Origin of the sequence: Parabacteroides sp. 52 (genome assembly GCF_010500925.1) — a bacterium.
Lineage (GTDB): Bacteria > Bacteroidota > Bacteroidia > Bacteroidales > Tannerellaceae > QVMG01.
In genome coordinates, this window is the sequence record NZ_QVMG01000011.1 from 95,822 (window position 1) to 114,512 (window position 18,691).

General features: G+C 45.3%; 9 protein-coding genes. 5 read left to right on the forward strand and 4 right to left on the reverse strand.

All coding sequences use genetic code 11. The features are described from left to right. Positions 1-47 precede the first annotated feature (47 nt). The 3 genes from asnS to purB form a co-directional block, all read right to left on the reverse strand. Positions 48-1,454: an asparagine--tRNA ligase gene (gene asnS, locus D0T51_RS08030; RefSeq protein WP_163727683.1), complete on the reverse strand. Its 1,407-nt coding sequence runs from the start codon at positions 1,452-1,454 to the stop codon at positions 48-50. A 113-nt stretch (positions 1,455-1,567) separates the two neighbouring features. After that, complete coding sequence (locus tag D0T51_RS08035) at positions 1,568-3,022, reverse strand: pseudouridine synthase (RefSeq protein ID WP_163727686.1); 1,455 nt, start codon at positions 3,020-3,022, stop codon at positions 1,568-1,570. Positions 3,023-3,096: 74 nt separating this feature from the next. Beyond that, complete coding sequence (purB, locus tag D0T51_RS08040) at positions 3,097-4,440, reverse strand: adenylosuccinate lyase (protein WP_163727688.1); 1,344 nt, start codon at positions 4,438-4,440, stop codon at positions 3,097-3,099. 299 nt (positions 4,441-4,739) lie between these two features. Between purB and dxs the strand changes: the two genes are divergently transcribed. The 5 genes from dxs (at position 4,740) to sprA (ending at position 17,697) form a co-directional block, all read left to right on the forward strand. Continuing rightward, positions 4,740-6,647, forward strand: a complete 1,908-nt coding sequence (gene dxs / locus D0T51_RS08045) for a 1-deoxy-D-xylulose-5-phosphate synthase (RefSeq protein ID WP_163727690.1) — start codon at positions 4,740-4,742, stop codon at positions 6,645-6,647. A gap of 84 nt (positions 6,648-6,731) precedes the next feature. Continuing rightward, positions 6,732-8,069 (forward strand): Trk system potassium transporter TrkA, encoded by a 1,338-nt coding sequence (trkA, locus tag D0T51_RS08050; RefSeq protein ID WP_163727695.1) that lies wholly within the window; start codon positions 6,732-6,734, stop codon positions 8,067-8,069. Positions 8,070-8,098: 29 nt separating this feature from the next. After that, a complete protein-coding gene (locus tag D0T51_RS08055; RefSeq protein ID WP_163727697.1) occupies positions 8,099-9,553 on the forward strand; it encodes a TrkH family potassium uptake protein in 1,455 nt (484 codons plus the stop codon). A 125-nt stretch (positions 9,554-9,678) separates the two neighbouring features. Then, entirely contained in the window at positions 9,679-10,266 is a 588-nt protein-coding gene (gene ruvA / locus D0T51_RS08060; RefSeq protein WP_163727700.1) for a Holliday junction branch migration protein RuvA, read from the forward strand. 3 nt (positions 10,267-10,269) lie between these two features. Then, positions 10,270-17,697, forward strand: coding sequence for a cell surface protein SprA (gene sprA / locus D0T51_RS08065; RefSeq protein ID WP_163727703.1), 7,428 nt, complete (start codon positions 10,270-10,272; stop codon positions 17,695-17,697). Between the two features lie 5 nt (positions 17,698-17,702). On the opposite strand, the gene D0T51_RS08070 is transcribed toward sprA, so the two are convergent. Beyond that, positions 17,703-18,659: a lipopolysaccharide assembly protein LapB gene (locus tag D0T51_RS08070; RefSeq protein WP_163727705.1), complete on the reverse strand. Its 957-nt coding sequence runs from the start codon at positions 18,657-18,659 to the stop codon at positions 17,703-17,705. Between the last annotated feature and the right edge of the window lie 32 nt (positions 18,660-18,691).

The following is an 18,691-nucleotide window of genomic DNA, read 5'->3' on the forward strand; positions in this document are numbered from 1 at the left end:
AGGCGAAAACCATTTGGTTTTCGCCTCTTTTTTTATTCTCTTTCTTTTTAGAAATCCGCATTTTTGGGTGTACGTGGGAAAGGAATCACATCCCGGATATTAGCCATTCCTGTCACAAAGAGCAATAAGCGTTCAAAACCTAATCCGAAACCGGCATGCGGAGCTGTTCCAAAGCGACGGGTATCCATATACCACCAGATGTCTTTTTCAGGCACTCCCATTTCTTCCGCTCTTGTACGCAGTTTTTCGTAATCCTCTTCCCGTTGAGATCCTCCGATAATTTCTCCGATCTTGGGGAAGAGCACGTCCATGGCCCGCACCGTTTTGCCGTCTTCATTCTGTTTCATGTAGAATGATTTGATTTCTTTCGGGTAATCCGTCAGTATAACCGGGCGTTTGAAGTGCACCTCTACCAAGTAGCGTTCGTGTTCGGAAGCCAAATCGGCTCCCCAGAATACGGGGAATTCAAATTTATGTCCTTTGGCAACGGCCTCTTCCAATATCTGCACCCCTTCCGTATAGGTCAGGCGTACAAAGGTATCTTTCAATACGCCCTGTAAGCGTTCAATCAGGCCCTTGTCGACCATGTCGTTGAGGAACTGGATATCTTCCATGCAATTGTCCAGTGCCCACTGTATACAATACTTAATAAAGTCTTCCGCCAATTGCATATTCTCGGCAATCTCATAGAAAGCCACTTCGGGTTCTATCATCCAGAACTCGGCCAAGTGGCGGGGTGTATTGGAGTTTTCCGCACGGAAGGTAGGACCGAAAGTATAAATAGATCCCAATGCCATGGCAGCCAATTCTCCTTCCAATTGTCCGGAAACGGTCAAGCTTGCCTGTTTACCAAAGAAGTCGTTATCGTAACAGATCTGTCCTTCTTCGTCTTTTTCCAGATTGTACAGGTTCATGGTAGTCACCTGGAACATCTGTCCGGCACCTTCGCAATCGGATGCTGTAATGATTGGCGTATGAAAATAGAAAAAGCCTCTCTCATGGAAAAACTTATGAATCGCTATGGCCATATGGTGGCGAAGGCGGAATACAGCACCGAACGTATTGGTTCGCGGACGTAGATGTGCAATTTCCCGAAGGAATTCCATCGAATGCCCTTTCTTCTGCAAGGGATAAGTAGCCGGGTCGGCAGTTCCGTAAATTTGGATTTCCGTTGCCTGCACTTCAGCTTTTTGTCCCTGTCCTTGTGATTCAACAAGGAGTCCATTTACACTTATACAAGCTCCTGTTGTTATCGGTTTCAGGTATTCTTCACCAAATGTATCTACATCTACAACAATCTGAACATTATTTATCGTAGAGCCGTCATTTAAGGCGATGAAATTAACTTGTTTACTTCCTCTGCGGGTACGTACCCATCCTTTCACATTAACGGTGGTGCCGAATGCATCGCTTTTCAGCACATCTACAATCTTTGTTCTACTAATTGTTTCCATATTTTTATTATTAAAAGCCCCTCCAACCTCCCCCAAGGGGAGGCTAAAAGAGGCTAAACTAAGCTGTTTTTTATTCAAATCCTCCCTTTGGGGGAGGTTAGTGGGGCTGTTGTTTATTCAAAAGCACCCATGCGAAGCGCGTTGACTTCTCTTTCGTTCAGATAGCGCCATTTGCCACGTCCGAGATTCTTTTTGGTTAATCCGGCGAAATAAACCCGGTCCAGGCGAACCACGTGGTATCCCAATGATTCAAAGATGCGACGTACAATACGGTTGCGTCCCGAGTGGATCTCGATGCCTACCTGGCTCTTGTCCATTTCGCTGGCATAGCTGATTGCATCGGCGTGAATCTCACCGTCTTCCAATTCCAGGCCGTTGGCTATCTTCTCCATATCTTCGATGGCTACATTTTTATCCAACCATACATGGTAGATCTTTTTCTTCTTGAAAGAAGGGTGGGTCAATTTAGATGCCAGGTCACCGTCGTTGGTGAGCAGCAATACCCCGGTCGTGTTCCGGTCTAAACGTCCTACCGGATAAATACGTTCGGTACAAGCTGTTTTTACCAGATCCATTACGGTCAAACGTTCTTGCGGATCATCGGATGTTGTCACGCAATTTTTGGGTTTGTTCAACACGATATACACCTTGCTTTCGATCTGTACCGGTTGGTCATGGAACATCACTTTGTCCTGACGCGTAATCTTTGTTCCCAATTCAGTCACTACCTGGTCGTTTACCTTTACAGCTCCTGACTGGATAAATTCATCGGCTTCACGACGTGAGCACACGCCGGCGTTGGAGAGGAATTTATTCAAACGGATCGGTTCGTTCGGGTCTGCCAATACTTCTTTGTACTTCAATTGTTTTTGTACGCTGTATTTGGCGTTGGGGTTGTAATCATTCGTCCGGTAATTGTTGTTGGGACGGCGATTGTATCCTCCCTGATTGTACCCCCCTTGGTTGTATCCCCCTTGGTTGTATCCTCCCTGGCGATTGTTTCCATAAGAAGGACGTCCGCCTCCCCGGTTGTCATACGCATTGGGACGGGGGTCTCCCACGCGTGGTCTTCTTTTCTTCAGTCCATCCTGTCCTCCTTCTTCCGGAGTGGCCGAATAGACTCTTCCGCCACCGTGATCGTCGTAATTGCGGGTGGGTCTGTTGTATCCTCCCTGGTTACCATAGCCATCCGAGTGGTTATATCCTCCTTGGCGATTGTTCCCGTAGGAAGGGCGGTTATTGTATCCTCCTCCCCGGTTATTGCCGTAGGAAGGGCGATTGTAGTTTCCTCCTTCCCGGTTGTCGTAGCCACGCACTTGTCTCGGGCGGTCTCCGTAAGAAGATTGGCGTTCACCATACGAAGAACGGTTGTCTCCGTAAGGTCTGTTATAACCTCCCCGGTCGTTGGATGGGTTATAGGGTCTCCGTTCATAGTTGTTTCCTTCGGGTCTGTTGTAGCCTTGATTGTAAGGTCTTCTTTCCCCTTCCTGATCTGTGTTCTCTCTGCGGATACTGGGTATCACTTTTCTTGGACGCGGTTGAGATTCATCTCTTTCTTCTGTACTCATTTTCGTAAATCAATTAATTAATTACTTTTTGGCAACCTCACGGTGCACTCATTCATTAACACTTAAACAATATATTATATACCTGTATAATTATATGGCGTTATAGCCTTTAATTCTGCTTTTACTTTATCATCTATATTTAATGTCTCAATAAACTGCTTGATAGACTGTTCGGTTATACCTTCGTTTGTTCTCGTCAATGCTTTCAATGCTTCATAAGGTTTCGGATAACCTTCCCGTCTTAAAATGGTTTGAATGCCTTCCGCCACGACTGCCCAACAAAGCTCCAGGTCTTCGTGTAAGGCCTTCTCATTTAATAACAATTTACTCAAGCCTTTTGTTAAACTTTTGAATGCAATTTCGATATGCGCCATAGGCACTCCTATGTTTCGCAAGACGGTAGAGTCGGTCAGGTCTCGTTGCAAACGGGATATCGGTAATTTGCCCGCCAGGTGTTCCAGGATAGCCGTGGCCATACCCAGGTTTCCTTCGGCATTTTCAAAATCGATCGGATTCACTTTGTGCGGCATCGCTGAAGAGCCTACTTCACCGGCTTTGATCTTTTGTTTGAAATACTCCATAGAGATGTATTGCCAAAAGTCACGGTTCAGGTCGATCAGGATCGTGTTTATTCGTTTCAATGCATCGAAAACAGCCGCCAGGTTGTCGTAGTTTGAGATTTGGGTAGTCCATTCTTCCCGTTTCAATCCCAATACATCATTGACAAAATGATTACCGAATGTTCTCCAGTCGTATGCCGGATAAGCCACGTGATGGGCGTTGAAATTACCTGTGGCACCACCGAATTTCGCAGATAACGGTATGGTTTTCATTTGTTCCATCTGTTGTTCCAAGCGATAGACAAAGACCCTTATTTCTTTACCCAGGCGGGTAGGAGAGGCCGGTTGTCCATGTGTTTTAGCCAACATAGGAATGTCTTTCCATTCTTCCGCTTTTGTTTTCAATAAATCGATTACTTCCTGCAATCCCGGATAATACACTTCCGTCAAGGCATCTTTGAAAGAAAGAGGCACGGATGTATTGTTGATATCCTGTGAAGTCAGTCCGAAATGAATAAATTCATGGTATTGTTCAGACAACAAGGTGTTAGTCTTTTCTTTGATGAAATATTCAACCGCTTTGACGTCATGGTTGGTTACCCCTTCGATCTCTTTGACACGCAGCGCATCCTGTTCGGTAAATTCTGTATAAAGTTTCCGCAGTTCGTTTTTTATCTCTGCGTTATTTAACGCACTCAGCTGGGGTAAATATTCGGAAAGCGTAATAAGGTATTCCACCTCTATACGTACACGGTATTTGATAAGGGCATATTCTGAGAAGTATGCAGCCAGATTTTCGGCTTTGTTCCGGTAACGCCCATCTACAGGCGATATCGCTGTCAACGTTGATAGTATCATTTTTGTTCAGTCATATAAAGTTGCAAAGTTAATACTTTCTCCGGAATAATATGTGTTTTAATAGTTTTTCACTTCCCGTGAACGGGTTCATAGGGCTTCTGTTTCCGGACTTATAAAATTGCTGACAATTGTCGGCAAAATTGCCGATAGCCGTCGGCACAATTGCCGACATATGTCAGCACAATTGCCGACATACGTCAGCAATTTTATACCCCTGCCTCTGCCCGGTAGTAAAATTATAGCAGGCGGCTATTAAGATTGCCTTTTATTCCGTACTTTTGCCCCAAATTTGTGTGATTATGTCAGAAAGCAACAACGAAAATCTGTTGAAAAAGATTGACTACCCAAATGATCTCAGGCAATTGGCTCCGGGCCAACTTCCACAGGTGTGTGACGAATTGCGTCAATATATTATTGATGTATTGTCTGAGCACCCCGGGCATCTGGGAGCCAGTCTGGGCACAGTTGAATTGACCGTAGCGCTTCATTATGTCTTCCAAACCCCTGACGATCGCATCGTGTGGGATGTGGGGCATCAGGCGTATGGGCATAAGATACTGACCGGCAGACGGGACGCTTTTCAAACATTGCGTACATTCAAAGGCATCAGCGGTTTTCCCAATCCGGAAGAAAGTGAATACGATGCTTTTATTGCCGGACATGCTTCCAACTCTATCTCTGCAGCCTTGGGCATGTCGGTGGCTTCCAATTTGCAGGAAGAAGACCGGAAAGTCATTGCTGTCATAGGAGATGGAGCCATGACAGGCGGTTTGGCTTTCGAAGGACTCAATAATGCTTCGGCCAACCCGAACAATTTATTGATTATCCTGAACGATAACGATATGGCCATTGATCAAAGTGTCGGTGGTATGAGTCAATACCTGGTGGATATTACTACCAGCCAGACCTATAACAAAATGCGGTATGACCTGTATCGGGGGTTGAAAAAGATGAAACTCATCAATGACGATCGCCGGGGCAACATCCTGCGTTTTAACAACAGTCTGAAAGCCTTGCTTACCCAACAACACAACCTGTTTGAAGGATTCAGTATCCGTTATTTTGGACCGGTAAACGGCCATGATGTGAATTACCTGGTCAAAGTGTTGAATGATATAAAAGGATTGCAGGGACCTACCCTGTTGCATATTAAAACAAAAAAAGGAAAAGGTTTCAAGCCGGCCGAAGAATCTGCCACCGAATGGCATGCTCCGGGCAGATTCAATAAAGAAACCGGACAGCGTATCCTGCCCAAAAAGCTGGATGAACCCCAACTCTATCAGGATGTATTCGGACATACCCTGGTGGAACTGGCTGAACAGGACGAGCGGATCGTGGGAATAACACCTGCTATGCCGTCTGGCAGCTCTATGTGTTTTATGATGAAAGCGTTTCCGAAACGCTCATTCGATGTCGGCATAGCCGAAGGGCATGCAGTTACATTCTCTGCCGGCCTGGCCAAAGAAGGCATGATTCCTTTTTGTAATGTGTACTCCTCCTTTATGCAACGGGCCTATGATATGGTGATTCATGACGTGGCTTTGCAAAAACTGCATGTCGTGATCTGTCTGGATCGTGCCGGATTGGTCGGTGAAGACGGGGTGACCCATCACGGAGTATTCGACCTGGCTTACCTGCGTCCCATTCCGCATCTGATCATTTCTTCTCCTTTGAATGAAATCGACCTGCGCAACCTGATGTATACGGCGTATATTGCCGCTGATGGTCCTTTCGTGATCCGTTATCCCCGTGGTAAAGGCGAAAAGAAAGACTGGCGGAACAAAATGCAGGTTTTACCTGTTGGAAAAGGGAAGAAGTTGCATGAAGGAAAAGATATAGCCATCCTTTCTATCGGGCCGATAGGCAATGAGGTGATAAAAGCGATTGAGGAGGTGGAAAAAGAAGGTTTGTCGGTGGCTCATTATGATATGATCTACCTCAAGCCCATCGATGAGGAACTCTTGCATGAAGTAGGCAAGCGTTTCCAAAAGATTATCACCGTAGAAAACGGAGTCAAACAAGGCGGATTGGGAACGGTCGTTATCGAATTTATGTCTGAAAACGGATACACCCCTCATCTGCAGCGTATTGGAGTGGGTGATCACTTTGTGGAACACGGCTCCATTGCGGAATTATACAAACTATGTGGCATGGATGCCGGCAGCATAGCCGAACAAATAAAAAGAACGATTAACGATGCGCAATAAACGATTGACAGAAAAGGGGTATACCTTTTCTTCGTTGACGGCTGAACGTTAGTCCTAATAATAAATCGCTAATCGTTAGAGAATATGAAAATTATCATTGCCGGTGCAGGCGAAGTGGGAACCCATCTGGCAAAGATGTTGTCTCAGGAAAAGCTGGATATCGTATTGATGGATCCGGATGAGGAACGCCTTGTTTTTCCGAATTCGAATATGGACATATTGTCCATGATCGGCAATCCAACCTCTCTGAAAAACCTGGAAGAAGCAGGTATTAAAAATACGGACCTGTTTGTCAGTGTCACCCCCGAAGAAACAACCAACGTCATGGCTTGTATGTTGGCACATAACCTGGGTGCGCGCAGGACCTTGGCCCGTATCAATAACTATGAATACCTATTGCCTAAAAACAAAGATTTTTTCGAGAATCTGGGCATCAATGCCATGATCTATCCGGAGATGTTGGCCGCCAAAGAGATTGTCTCCGACATACGCCGTCCCTGGACCCGGCAGTATTGGGAACTGTTCGGAGGTGCCATCATTCTGATCGGGGTGAAGATACGGGAAAACTCATTGTTGGTAGATAAACAAATCATGGAGCTGCCCAGTGAGGATAAGTTATATCATATTGTCGCTATCAAACGACAGAACGAAACGATTATACCCCGGGGAAATGATTATATAAAAGCGGGCGACCTGCTTTTCTTTACCACCACCAAGGCGCATGTGGAAGAGGTGCGTAAGCAGGCAGGCAAAGAGGATCCGGAGGTGAAGAAGATATTTATCATGGGAGGCAGCCGTATTGCTATTCGTGCCTGTCAGTACCTGCCCAATAATATCCGGATCAAACTCATCGAAATAGATAAAGAGAAAAGTCACCGTATCGCAGAAGTCGTGCCGAGCAATGTCTTGGTAATCAATGGTGACGGACGCGATATGGAATTATTGAAACAGGAGGGCATAAAAGACTCCCAGGCTTTCGTGGCATTAACGGAAAATGCAAGTACCAACATACTGGCTTGCCTGGCTGCTAAACGCTATGGTGTTTTTAAAACGATCGCCAAGATCGAGAATTTGGACTATATCTCCTTGGCCGAGAGCATGGATATTGGTGCCGTTATCAACAAAAAGTTGATCGCAGCCAGTTATATCTATCAGTTTTTGCTCGATGCGGATGTATCCAATGTCAAATGCTTGACCTTTGCCAATGCGGATGTGGCCGAATTGATCGCCCGCCCGAAGGCCAAGATTACCCGCAAGCCGGTCAAAGACCTGCGTCTTCCCCACGACATGACCCTGGGAGGAATCATCCGGGATGGGGAACCGATGCTGGTGAACGGGAGTACACAAATCCAGGCGTATGACCATGTGGTCGTGTTCTGCCTGGACTCGGCCATGCGTAAATTGGAAGATTATTTTAATTGAGAACAGACAAAAAGAGAAGGTAAGCGAATATGGTTAATTTCCGGTTTATAATCAAGATGCTGGGGCATATGTTCTTTCTAGAGACATTTTTTATGCTGTTGGCAACATGGGTCGCCTTTGTCTACAAAGGCGGTGACTTTATGGCCTTTCTTATCTCAAGTGGGGTATTGTTGGGTGTCGGCTTTCTTTTTCATCTGATTGGCTCCAAAGGCAATGAGCTGAATGTCGGCCGCAGGGAAGGCATGTTGACGGTAGCCTTGACCTGGATTCTTTTCTCCTTATTCGGTATGTTGCCCTTTTACCTGGGAGGGTATATCGACAATATAACAGATGCTTATTTTGAGACTATGTCCGGATTCACGACAACCGGTTCGTCTATTATGACGGATATCGAATCGTATCCGAGGGGCATCTTGTTCTGGCGCAGCCTGACCCAGTGGCAGGGCGGGATCGGCATGATCGTCTTTACGGTGGCCTTACTGCCTATCATCGGCGGGGGAGCGGCTCAGATGTTCGATGCGGAAACGCCCGGTATTACGCACGAGCGTTTTCGTCCGCGTGTGACGCAGGTGGCCAAACGGCTTTCGGGTGTTTATATTTTTCTTACCATCTTACTGATCGGACTCTTATGGGCTGGTCCTATGGATTTTTATGATGCTCTGAATCATGGGTTGACCACTATTTCTACCGGTGGTTATTCTACCAAGAATGCCAGTATAGCCTATTGGAATTCGTCTTATGTGGATTATATCGTGATGTTGTTTATGTTTATTGGGGCGACCAATATTACATTGATCTATTTTTGTTTCAACCGGCAGCCCCGGAAATTATTCAAAGACGAAGAGTTTCGTTGGTTCTTTTTCTTTGTTATAACGGCTGTTGGTATCACTGTTGTATGGTTGTTGTACAATGGCTTTGCTACCGGACTGCCTGCCGCTTTCCGGCAATCGGCCTTCCAGGTGATAAGCTTGATCACGACCTGTGGCTTTGCTACGACGGATTATCTGGAATGGGGGGGCTTCTTTTGGTTGATCGCCCTGGTGTTGATGATTATCTGCGGATGTGCCGGATCTACCAGTGGCGGGTTGAAGATGGGACGCTTTGTTATCCTGACCAAAAACCTGTCCAACGAATTTAAGAAACAGACCCACCCGCATGCGGTTATTCCGGTACGGATGAACGGGCATGTCGTGTCCGGCGAAATCGTACACCGGGTATTGGCTTTTATTTTTGCTTACATCGTTTTGATTATACTAAGTTGTATGGTTTTAGCTTTGGATGGTATGCCTTTTGAAGAGTCTGTCGGTGCGGCGGTTTCTGCCATTAGTAATATAGGACCGGGCTTAGGTGCGATCGGTCCTGTCGGTAATTATGCAGATGTGCCGGTGGTCTCCAAATGGTTCCTTTCTTTTCTGATGCTTACGGGGCGTCTGGAGATATTTACCATACTGACCATACTGGTCCCGGGATTCTGGAAGCAATAACCGGAAAATGAAAGGATGTCTGTTGGGGAAAGAAGGATAAAATGTCTTTTTTTTCTTCCCTTTTCATATACGCTTTTAGTTAATTTTGCGTTATAGTAGGTACGAATCACAAAGAGGAGAGATAAATGATAGAATATATAAAGGGTGAAATTGTCGAATTAACCCCTGCTCATATGATTATGGAATGCGCCGGAATAGGCTATGCGTTGCATATTTCACTGAATACGTATAGTGCATACAACGGACAATCTACCGGGAAAATTTATGTCTATGAAGTGATCCGGGAAGATGCCCATCTCTTATTCGGCTTTTCCGATAAATTGGAACGTGAATTGTTTTTGCAGCTCACCTCCGTCTCCGGTGTAGGACCCAATACGGCACGTATGATTCTCTCTTCCCTGCCGCCGGAAGAACTGATTCAGGTCATTACTTCCAAAAATGAAGCGGCCTTGACAGGTGTCAAAGGTATTGGCTTGAAAACGGCTCAACGTATTTTAGTGGATCTGAAAAACAAGGTGAAACCGGTGGATGGAATGAGCGATAAGGTCATTTCCGCTGCAGGTGATGCTGCTGTTACGGAAGAGGCCGTTGCCGCCTTGGTGATGTTGGGTTTTCAAAAAGCGGCTTCGCAAAAAGCGGTATTATCCATTTTGAAAAATTCTCCCTTACTGTCTGTGGAGCAAGTGATTAAAACTGCCTTGAGGATGTTATAATAGATGAGACAACGATTGCTGAAATATATACTGTGGTCTTTCCTCTTTCTGTTTGGAGTGGGTTTGTATGCGATGAATGCCAATCTCTCTTCGGCTATTTATGCCTTCCAGCCCGAAGTGCCGGAAGCCCCGCAGGATACGTTGCGCTTTCCGGTATCGCGAACTGCTCCGCTGGAATATGAAGACATTGTCAAACAATCCCCGGCAGACCTGCGGGATCCGGAAAACGTAAAGACATCCATCGAATATGATATACGGACAGGCAGCTATGTGGTCCGTACAAAGATAGGGGATATGGAGATCAATACGCCGTTGACCCTTACCCCGGAGGAATACCAGAACTATAGTATACAGCAATCTTTGCGTTCCTATTTCCGTCAAAAGAATGTGGATGAATTTGAGAAAGAAGCGAATGGCGAATTCAATCTGTTGGATATGCAATTCGGCTTGGGAGCCGGTGAGCGGCTTTTCGGTCCGGGAGGGGTGCGGGTACGTACCCAGGGATCGGCGGATATAACGATGGGGTTAAAGAATAATACCACCAAAGATCCTTCTCTGCCGGAACGTGCCCGTAGCCGTACTTTCTTTAATTTCGATGAAAACATACAACTCAATGTGCAGGCGTCGGTAGGATCGAAAGTGAATTTCGATATGAACTATAATACCCAGACGTCTTTTGACTTCGACTCCAAGAAGTTGAATTTAGCTTATCAGGGAGAAGAAGACGAGATCATCAAAAATATTGAAGCCGGGAATGTCAGCATGACCACCAACAACTCTCTGATTCGGGGAGGTGCCGCTCTTTTTGGTATAAAAGCGGATCTGCAATTCGGGAAATTACGGGTGAATACCCTGCTTGCCCAACAAGAATCGGAATCCAAAACGGTAAGTTCGAATGGGGGAGTGCAGACCAAGCCGTTTGAACTGACAGTGGATCAGTACGATGAGAACCGGCACTTTTTCCTTTCGCATTATTTTCGTGACGTTTATGACGATGCCCTGAAGAGCCTGCCTTATATCAATTCTCCCGTGAATATCAATAAGGTAGAGGTATGGATCACCAACAAAAGGGGGAATTTCGATCAGGCCCGGAATATTGTTTCTTTTTCCGATCTGGGAGAACATGATGTGATCGGTAATACCAATTTGGTGAAACCGGAGGGCAGTTCGAAGTATCCCTCTAACAGAGCAAACAATCTATACAATTTCTTAATAGAGCAGCAAGAAGCCCGGAAGATAGGGCAGGCGACCAAAACATTGACCGGTTTGGGCTTTGAGGGAGGAAAAGACTTCGAAAAGTTGGAAAGTGCCCGGCGGTTGGATGAAACGGAGTTTACCTTTCATGCCCAACTGGGATATATCTCTTTGCGTACCCAATTGCAACCGGACGAAGTACTTGCTGTAGCCTATGAATTCAAGATTGGTTCAACCTCTTATCAGGTCGGTGAATTTTCGACAGATAATATCAATGAAGATGCAGCTGCCTGTTTATTTGTAAAAACCCTGAAGGGTACTACCCCTTCTCCCCGTATGCCGTATTGGGACCTGATGATGAAAAATATCTATTCTTTAGGCGCCTACTCGGTACAAAAAGAAAAATTTCAATTCAATATCCTTTATCAGAGTGATACTACCGGGGTGTATATTAACTCTTTACCCGGTGGAGTGAAGAAAGATACGCTCTTGCTTCGGGTGATGAACCTGGACCGTCTGGACTCCCGGGATTCCAGAAATCCGGATGGCTTTTTCGACTTCGTAAACGGCATCACCGTACAGGCGGAAACAGGCCGTGTCATTTTCCCCGTAGTCGAACCTTTCGGGTCCAATATGCGCAAACAAGGCATCGAAGAAAGGTATATCTTTCAGGAGTTATACGACTCTACCCTGACGGTGGCCCGGCAAATAGCTGAAAAGAATAAATACATCTTCCGCGGAGAATATAAGGCTTCGTCAGGTGCGGAGATACAACTGGGGGCTACGAATGTGGCAAGAGGATCCGTCGTTGTTACTGCCGGAGGAGCGATATTGACGGAAAATACCGATTATACGGTCGACTATATGTCGGGAGTGGTTACGATCCTGAACGAAAGCATTATCGCCAGTAATACGCCTATCAGCGTTTCATTGGAAAACCAGTCGATGTACAATATGCAACGCAAGACAATGATGGGGCTGGATATGAATTACCAGTTTAATAAAGACTTTAGCCTGGGCGCCACCATAATGCATATGTCGGAAATGCCATTGACCGTAAAAACAAGTATTGGAGATGAATCTATCAAAAATACATTATGGGGATTGAATACGTCTTATAAGACAGAAAGTCAGTGGCTTACCAATATGTTGGACAAACTGCCTCTCTTGACCTTAACCAAACCCAGTCAGATCTCGTTCAATGCCGAATTTGCTCATTTGATAGCCGGACATTATGAAAATAAATATACGGGTAGTCATTCGTACCTGGATGACTTTGAATCGACACAAAGTGGTTTCAATTTGTTAAACCCTTATTCCTGGCAATTAGCCAGTACCCCTTTCCAGGATTCAGAGCCTGTTCTTTTCAGAGAAGCCAACCGGTCGAATGATATTTCCTACGGTATGAACCGCTCCTTATTAGCCTGGTATTATATAGACGGTCTCTTTACCCGTAGAAATTCATCCAATTATCCGGGGATAAACAAAGATTCCCTGGCCAATCACAATGTGCGTCCCATAGACGTGAGCGAACTATTCCCTAACAAACAATTGGGCATGAGCGAAGCTTCTACTTTATCCGTATTGAACGTCGCTTATTACCCGAATGAACGGGGGCCTTATAACCTGGATGCAGAGAATGTAAATCCGGACGGTACCTTGGGCAATCCGGAGCAACGCTGGGGAGGGATGATGCGTCGCATCGAACAAAGTGACTTCGAAACAGCCAATATAGAATATATCCAATTCTGGTTGCTTGACCCGTTCCTGGAAGAACAGGGACTGGCTAAAGGAGGGGATCTTTATTTCAACCTGGGAGAAATATCCGAAGATATCCTGAAAGATGAAAAGAAATTCTACGAAAATGGTTTGCCTTTGGATACCGATCCGGCAAAGATCAGTGAAAAAGTAGAAGAAACGGTTTGGGGGAGAGTACCTAAACAGCAGAGTACGGTATATGCTTTCGACAATACGGCCAATGCCCGCGAAAGGCAGGATGTGGGATTGAACGGGCTTTCCTATAAAGAAGAACAGAGCTTCCCTACCTATGTCGAGTATATGAATAAATTACGCAGTCGCTTGTCGCAGGAGACAATTACCCGGATGGAGAATGATGTGTATTCTCCGCTCGTTTCTCCCGCTGGTGATCGCTACATCTATTATAGAGACGAATACTATGATCAACGGGAAGCCGGCATCCTGGAACGCTACAAACGTTACAACGGAACGGAAGGAAACTCCCAGGAGTCGACCGGTAGATATCAAACAGCCTCCAAAACGGTACCGGATGTAGAAGATATCAACCAGGATTATACGTTGAATGAGAACGAAAAATATTATGAATACAAAGTGTCTCTTCGCCGGGAAGACCTGCGGGTAGGGCATAATTATATTACAGACATTCGTCAGGTAGACAGTCTGCTTTTACCAAATAACACAAGAGGATCCTCACGTTGGTATTTGTTCAAGATACCGGTAAAGAATTTCAACCGTACCATAGGTGGAATCAGTGACTTCAAAAGTATCCGTTTTATGCGTATGTATCTGACCCAGTTTGAGAAACCGGTGGTATTGCGTTTCGGTACATTTGAACTCGTTCGTGGTGAATGGCGGGTGTATGAACAGAGTTTATCCAACCCTTCTATGCCGCCGGCAACCAAAGGTATGTTGAATGTCGCTTCTGTCAATATCGAAGAGAACGGAGACTATCAGGAAGGTAAACCTTTGAACTATGTGTTGCCTCCGGGAGTGAATCGTATGTTCGATGCCAGCCAACCGCAACTTCGCCAGGAAAATGAACAGGCTCTTTCTCTCACCGTAAATAACCTGTCACCTCTGGATGCTTTGGCCATTTATAAAACAACCAATTATGATTTGCGACAGTATAAGCGGATTCAATTGTTTACGCATGCGCACCGTTTGATGGAAGATACGCAGTTGGAACATAGTGATTTGACCGTCTTTATGCGGTTGGGATCCGACTATAAGAATAACTATTACGAATACGAGGTGCCGTTGACATTGACGGCCCATGGTAAATACAGTAACAGAAGCACATCCGATCAGCGCAAAGTATGGCCGGAAGAAAATGAGTTAAGCTTCAAATTGGAGATACTGACCGACCTGAAGCTGAAACGTAACCGGTTGAAGCGGGCAGGGGAGCCCGGTGTGGATTATCAGACTGTTTTCTCAGGAGAAGATCCGGATAATAAACGGAATACGATCAGTATTGTCGGTAATCCGAGCCTTGCGGAGGTGAAGACCATCATGATTGGTGTGCGTAACAATTCGGGTACTATAAAGAGTGGAGAAGTCTGGATCAATGAATTACGCCTGACCGAATTTAACGAAGAAGGGGGCTGGGCTGCCAATGCCAACCTGAGTGTGGCTCTTTCTGACCTGGGTACGGTAAATGCCTCCGGGCGTATTGAAACGGCTGGATTCGGAAGCCTGGATCAATCGCTGATGGAACGTCGCTTGGATGACTTTAAACAATTCAGTGTGTCAACCAATCTCGAACTGGGTAAGTTCTTCCCTGAAAAGGCGAAGGTGAGTATCCCGCTTTATTATGCTTATTCCAAAGAAACGATCAGTCCGAAGTACAACCCATTGGACCAGGATATTAAATTATCAGAGGCATTGGACGTGGTAGAGACGAAAGCCGAAAAGGATTCTATCCGTAGTTATTCACAGGATATGACGACCAATAAAAGTTTCGCTCTGAATAATGTGAGGGTCGATATCCGAAGTAAAACCCCGATGCCTTACGACCCGGCTAACTTCTCTTTTGGTTATGCCTTCCGGGAAAGCAGTAAAAGAAACCCGGAAACGGAATACGAAACAGAAAAAGACTATTCCGGTAATTTCGCTTATAACTATACACCTTATGTCAAACCCTGGCGTCCCTTCAATAAAATAAAGAAGAATAATGGGTATACAAGGTATTTCAAACAATTGGCTATAAACTATCTGCCGGCAACAGTGGCATTCCAGACTTCGATGATGCGTAATTACTATGAAATACAATTACGTGACCTTGTAAGTAATACAACAGGAGGAAGCAATGTGCCCGTTTCTTTCAGTCAGAACTTTTCCTGGGACCGGGCTTTCAGTATCCGGTGGAATCTGACCAATAGTTTGAACCTCTCCTTTTCTTCAGGAACGAATGCCCGCATAGAAGAACCCCACGTACAGGTTAACAAAAAAATCAACGCAGACGAGTACCGGCTGTGGAAAGACTCTGTGATGCAGAGTATCCGTAATCTGGGGACACCTATGAAATATGACCAATCCTTCCAGGCTACCTGGACATTGCCTTTGCAACATATACCTATCCTGGATTGGGCAAATAGTACCATCGGATACAACGCGACTTACAATTGGGACCGTGGAGCGATAACCGAGGATGTCGAACAGGAAATAGGAAATGTGATCCGTAACCAACGGCAGATAGACTGGCAGGCAGGATTTAACTTCCAGTCCCTGTATAATAAAAGTGCATACTTGAAAAAGGTCAATCAGAAATATGCGCAAACGACCATGGCTTCCCGTACGCCGGAACAAAAGAAGCCGTCAAAAATAGTACTAGACCTGACATTGAATACGGATAGCGGAACGATTGTTGAACACAAAATGTTCTCCAAGAAAGTACGTCTCTCTGCCCGTCGCTTATCGAATGGAAAAGCCTTCCCGATAAAGTATAAGATACTCAATTTTGCGCAGGCAGAGATATTGAACCAAGATACTGTCGCTTTGAAAGTAACAGTGGTGCAAGCGGAACAGCCGGTACGTGCTACCTTTATCAAAGCAGGGGAATACTCCAGCCGTTTCTTGATGATGTTACGCCGTTTCAATATTCAATACACCCAATCCGATGGTATGCTGCTTCCCGGCTTCCGCCCGGAAATAGGTGATGTGTTCGGACAAAAACGTACCGGAATCTTATCTCCCGGTTTAGGATTTGCCTTTGGAGATGTTCGGCGGGGATATATAGATGATGCCGTTGACAGAGGATGGATGGTCATGAATGAGACGAATATCACGCCAGCTGTAATCAATTATTCAACCAACCTGAATGTGCGGGCAGACTTGGAACCAATCTCCGGTTTGAAGATAAACCTGAATGCAAACCGTACCAGTATGAAGAATACTTCTGTAGAGTATATGCTTGATGGTATGCCGGAAACGCAAACAGGTAGTTTCACCATCACGACTATCAGCCTGAAAAGTGCCTTCAAAAGTAGTGGCAATGCAGGTAATGAATATGCCTCTTCCACTTTTGAGGAATTCCGCAAAAATATAGATATCATAGCCGGGCGATTAGAGAATAACTTTGCCGGAACAACGTATCCGAATAAAGGCTTTTTGACAGGTACTGGCTTTGCCGGAAACAGTTACAATAAGGCAAATGGAGAAATAAACAAAAAGTCTTCCGATGTGCTTATACCTGCTTTCCTGGCGGCTTATACCGGAAAGAGTGCCAAAGGCATCGGACTTTCCTCTTTCCCTTCCTTGTCAAGCATGTTACCCAACTGGCGAGTAACCTATGAAGGACTGATTCAAATACCTTTCTTTAAGAAACATTTCAAGAGTTTCATGTTGAGTCACCAGTATCGCAGCACGTATGCGGTAGGTTCGTATTCGACCTTCCAGAGCTGGGTGCAGGCAGACGGAGGAGACAGTGGATTGGGGTTCATACGGAATGTGCAAAAAGACAATCCGATGCCTTCTTCGGCATATGATATTTCTTCTGTCAGTCTTATTGAAAACTTTAGCCCTCTGTTAGGTGTGGATGCGACCTTATTGAATAATATGACAGGACGTGTGCAGTATAACAAAACACGCACCTTGAATCTGAATGTAAGTTCTTATCAGATCGTGGAAGCTCTGTCGGATGAAATTGTTGTGGGGTTGGGATATAAACTGACCGAGTTTAACAAAGTATTGAAACGGAAAGGCTCACAGAATTTCAGTAACGACCTGACTGTTCGTGTGGATTATTCGTACAGAAAGATGCAGTCTATTATCCGGAAGATTGAACAAGGTACCCTCCCGCAGGCAACCAGTGGCAATATCGCTAAGACATTTCAGTTCTCGGCCGACTATGCTTTAAGTCGCGCATTGACTTTGAGTGCTTTCTATGATTTGCAGATGAACGAACCTCTTATTTCAAATGCTTCCTACCCGACGTCGAATTCGAACTATGGTATCAGCATTCGTTTCTCTCTGGCACAATAAAGGGTTTAAAAGATTCCGCCTTTATACAGATTATCAAAATTGACTTGTCCCAGTTTTTGCGCTTCTTCCCCTTCCGGGTTCAGCTCGATGGACATCTGCAGGTCTTTTACAGCGCCTTCTTTATCGCCCAATAAGTGCTTGGCACGGCCACGTTCGGCATAAGCTTGGGCAAAGTGTTCATTGTGTTCAATGGCCTCGTCCAGAAGAGTTATGGCTTCGTCGTATTTTTCTTGGTTTATAAGTAATTGCCCTGCCCGTAGATAAGCCTCTTCATTAAATGGGTTCAAGGTTAATGTATGGTGATAATCGGCAGTTGCAGATGCCGTTTCATTCAATAATTCATAGATACGCCCGCGCAATAAATAGCCGGCTTCCTCTTCGGGAACCAAGGCTATCACCTGTTCTGCATCCGCCAGGGCTTCTTTCCCTTGTTTCATGGCGAGCAATACTTCGGCACGTACGAGGAAGCCGTCCGCAAATTCTTCTTTCAACGCGATCGCTTTGGTCAGATCGGCAATGGCCCTTAAGAAGTCACCGGTATTTCGTTTGGCTTTTGCTTGCAGGAAATAGGCCAGATAATTTTCCGGATCCAACGTTATGGCTTGCGTGCAGTCCGCAATTGCTTCGGCATCCCGGTCTAACATAAAAAGAATATTGACACGGGTCAAATAGCTGTTCACCTCTTCCGGCTCCATCTCTATCATCTCTTCCAGCACATCCAATGCTTCTTCTAACTCCTGTAACATCGTATAGGCTGTCGTCAAAAAATGCATCGTTTCAAAATCTTTTTGAAGATGCAGCGCTTCCGTAAAACACTTCACCGCATAATCCGTCCTGCCCATGCGAAGTGCCCGCACACCGTCATATTTCAGGATATCAAAATTCTTTTGATTCTCTTTTTGTTTGCTTTCTGTTGTTTCTTCACTCTTCTTGGAGGAAAATATAGATGAAAAGATTCCCATGGCATATTTTATTTATGCCCGCAAAAGTAAGA

Coding starts and splice junctions, on each gene's coding strand:
- dxs (WP_163727690.1), top strand. CDS start 4,740: ATGTCAGAAAGCAACAACGAAAATCTGTTGAAAAAGATTGACTACCCA.
- ruvA (WP_163727700.1), top strand. CDS start 9,679: ATGATAGAATATATAAAGGGTGAAATTGTCGAATTAACCCCTGCTCAT.
- D0T51_RS08035 (WP_163727686.1), bottom strand. CDS start 3,022: ATGAGTACAGAAGAAAGAGATGAATCTCAACCGCGTCCAAGAAAAGTG.
- D0T51_RS08070 (WP_163727705.1), bottom strand. CDS start 18,659: ATGGGAATCTTTTCATCTATATTTTCCTCCAAGAAGAGTGAAGAAACA.
- trkA (WP_163727695.1), top strand. CDS start 6,732: ATGAAAATTATCATTGCCGGTGCAGGCGAAGTGGGAACCCATCTGGCA.
- asnS (WP_163727683.1), bottom strand. CDS start 1,454: ATGGAAACAATTAGTAGAACAAAGATTGTAGATGTGCTGAAAAGCGAT.
- sprA (WP_163727703.1), top strand. CDS start 10,270: ATGAGACAACGATTGCTGAAATATATACTGTGGTCTTTCCTCTTTCTG.
- purB (WP_163727688.1), bottom strand. CDS start 4,440: ATGATACTATCAACGTTGACAGCGATATCGCCTGTAGATGGGCGTTAC.
- D0T51_RS08055 (WP_163727697.1), top strand. CDS start 8,099: ATGGTTAATTTCCGGTTTATAATCAAGATGCTGGGGCATATGTTCTTT.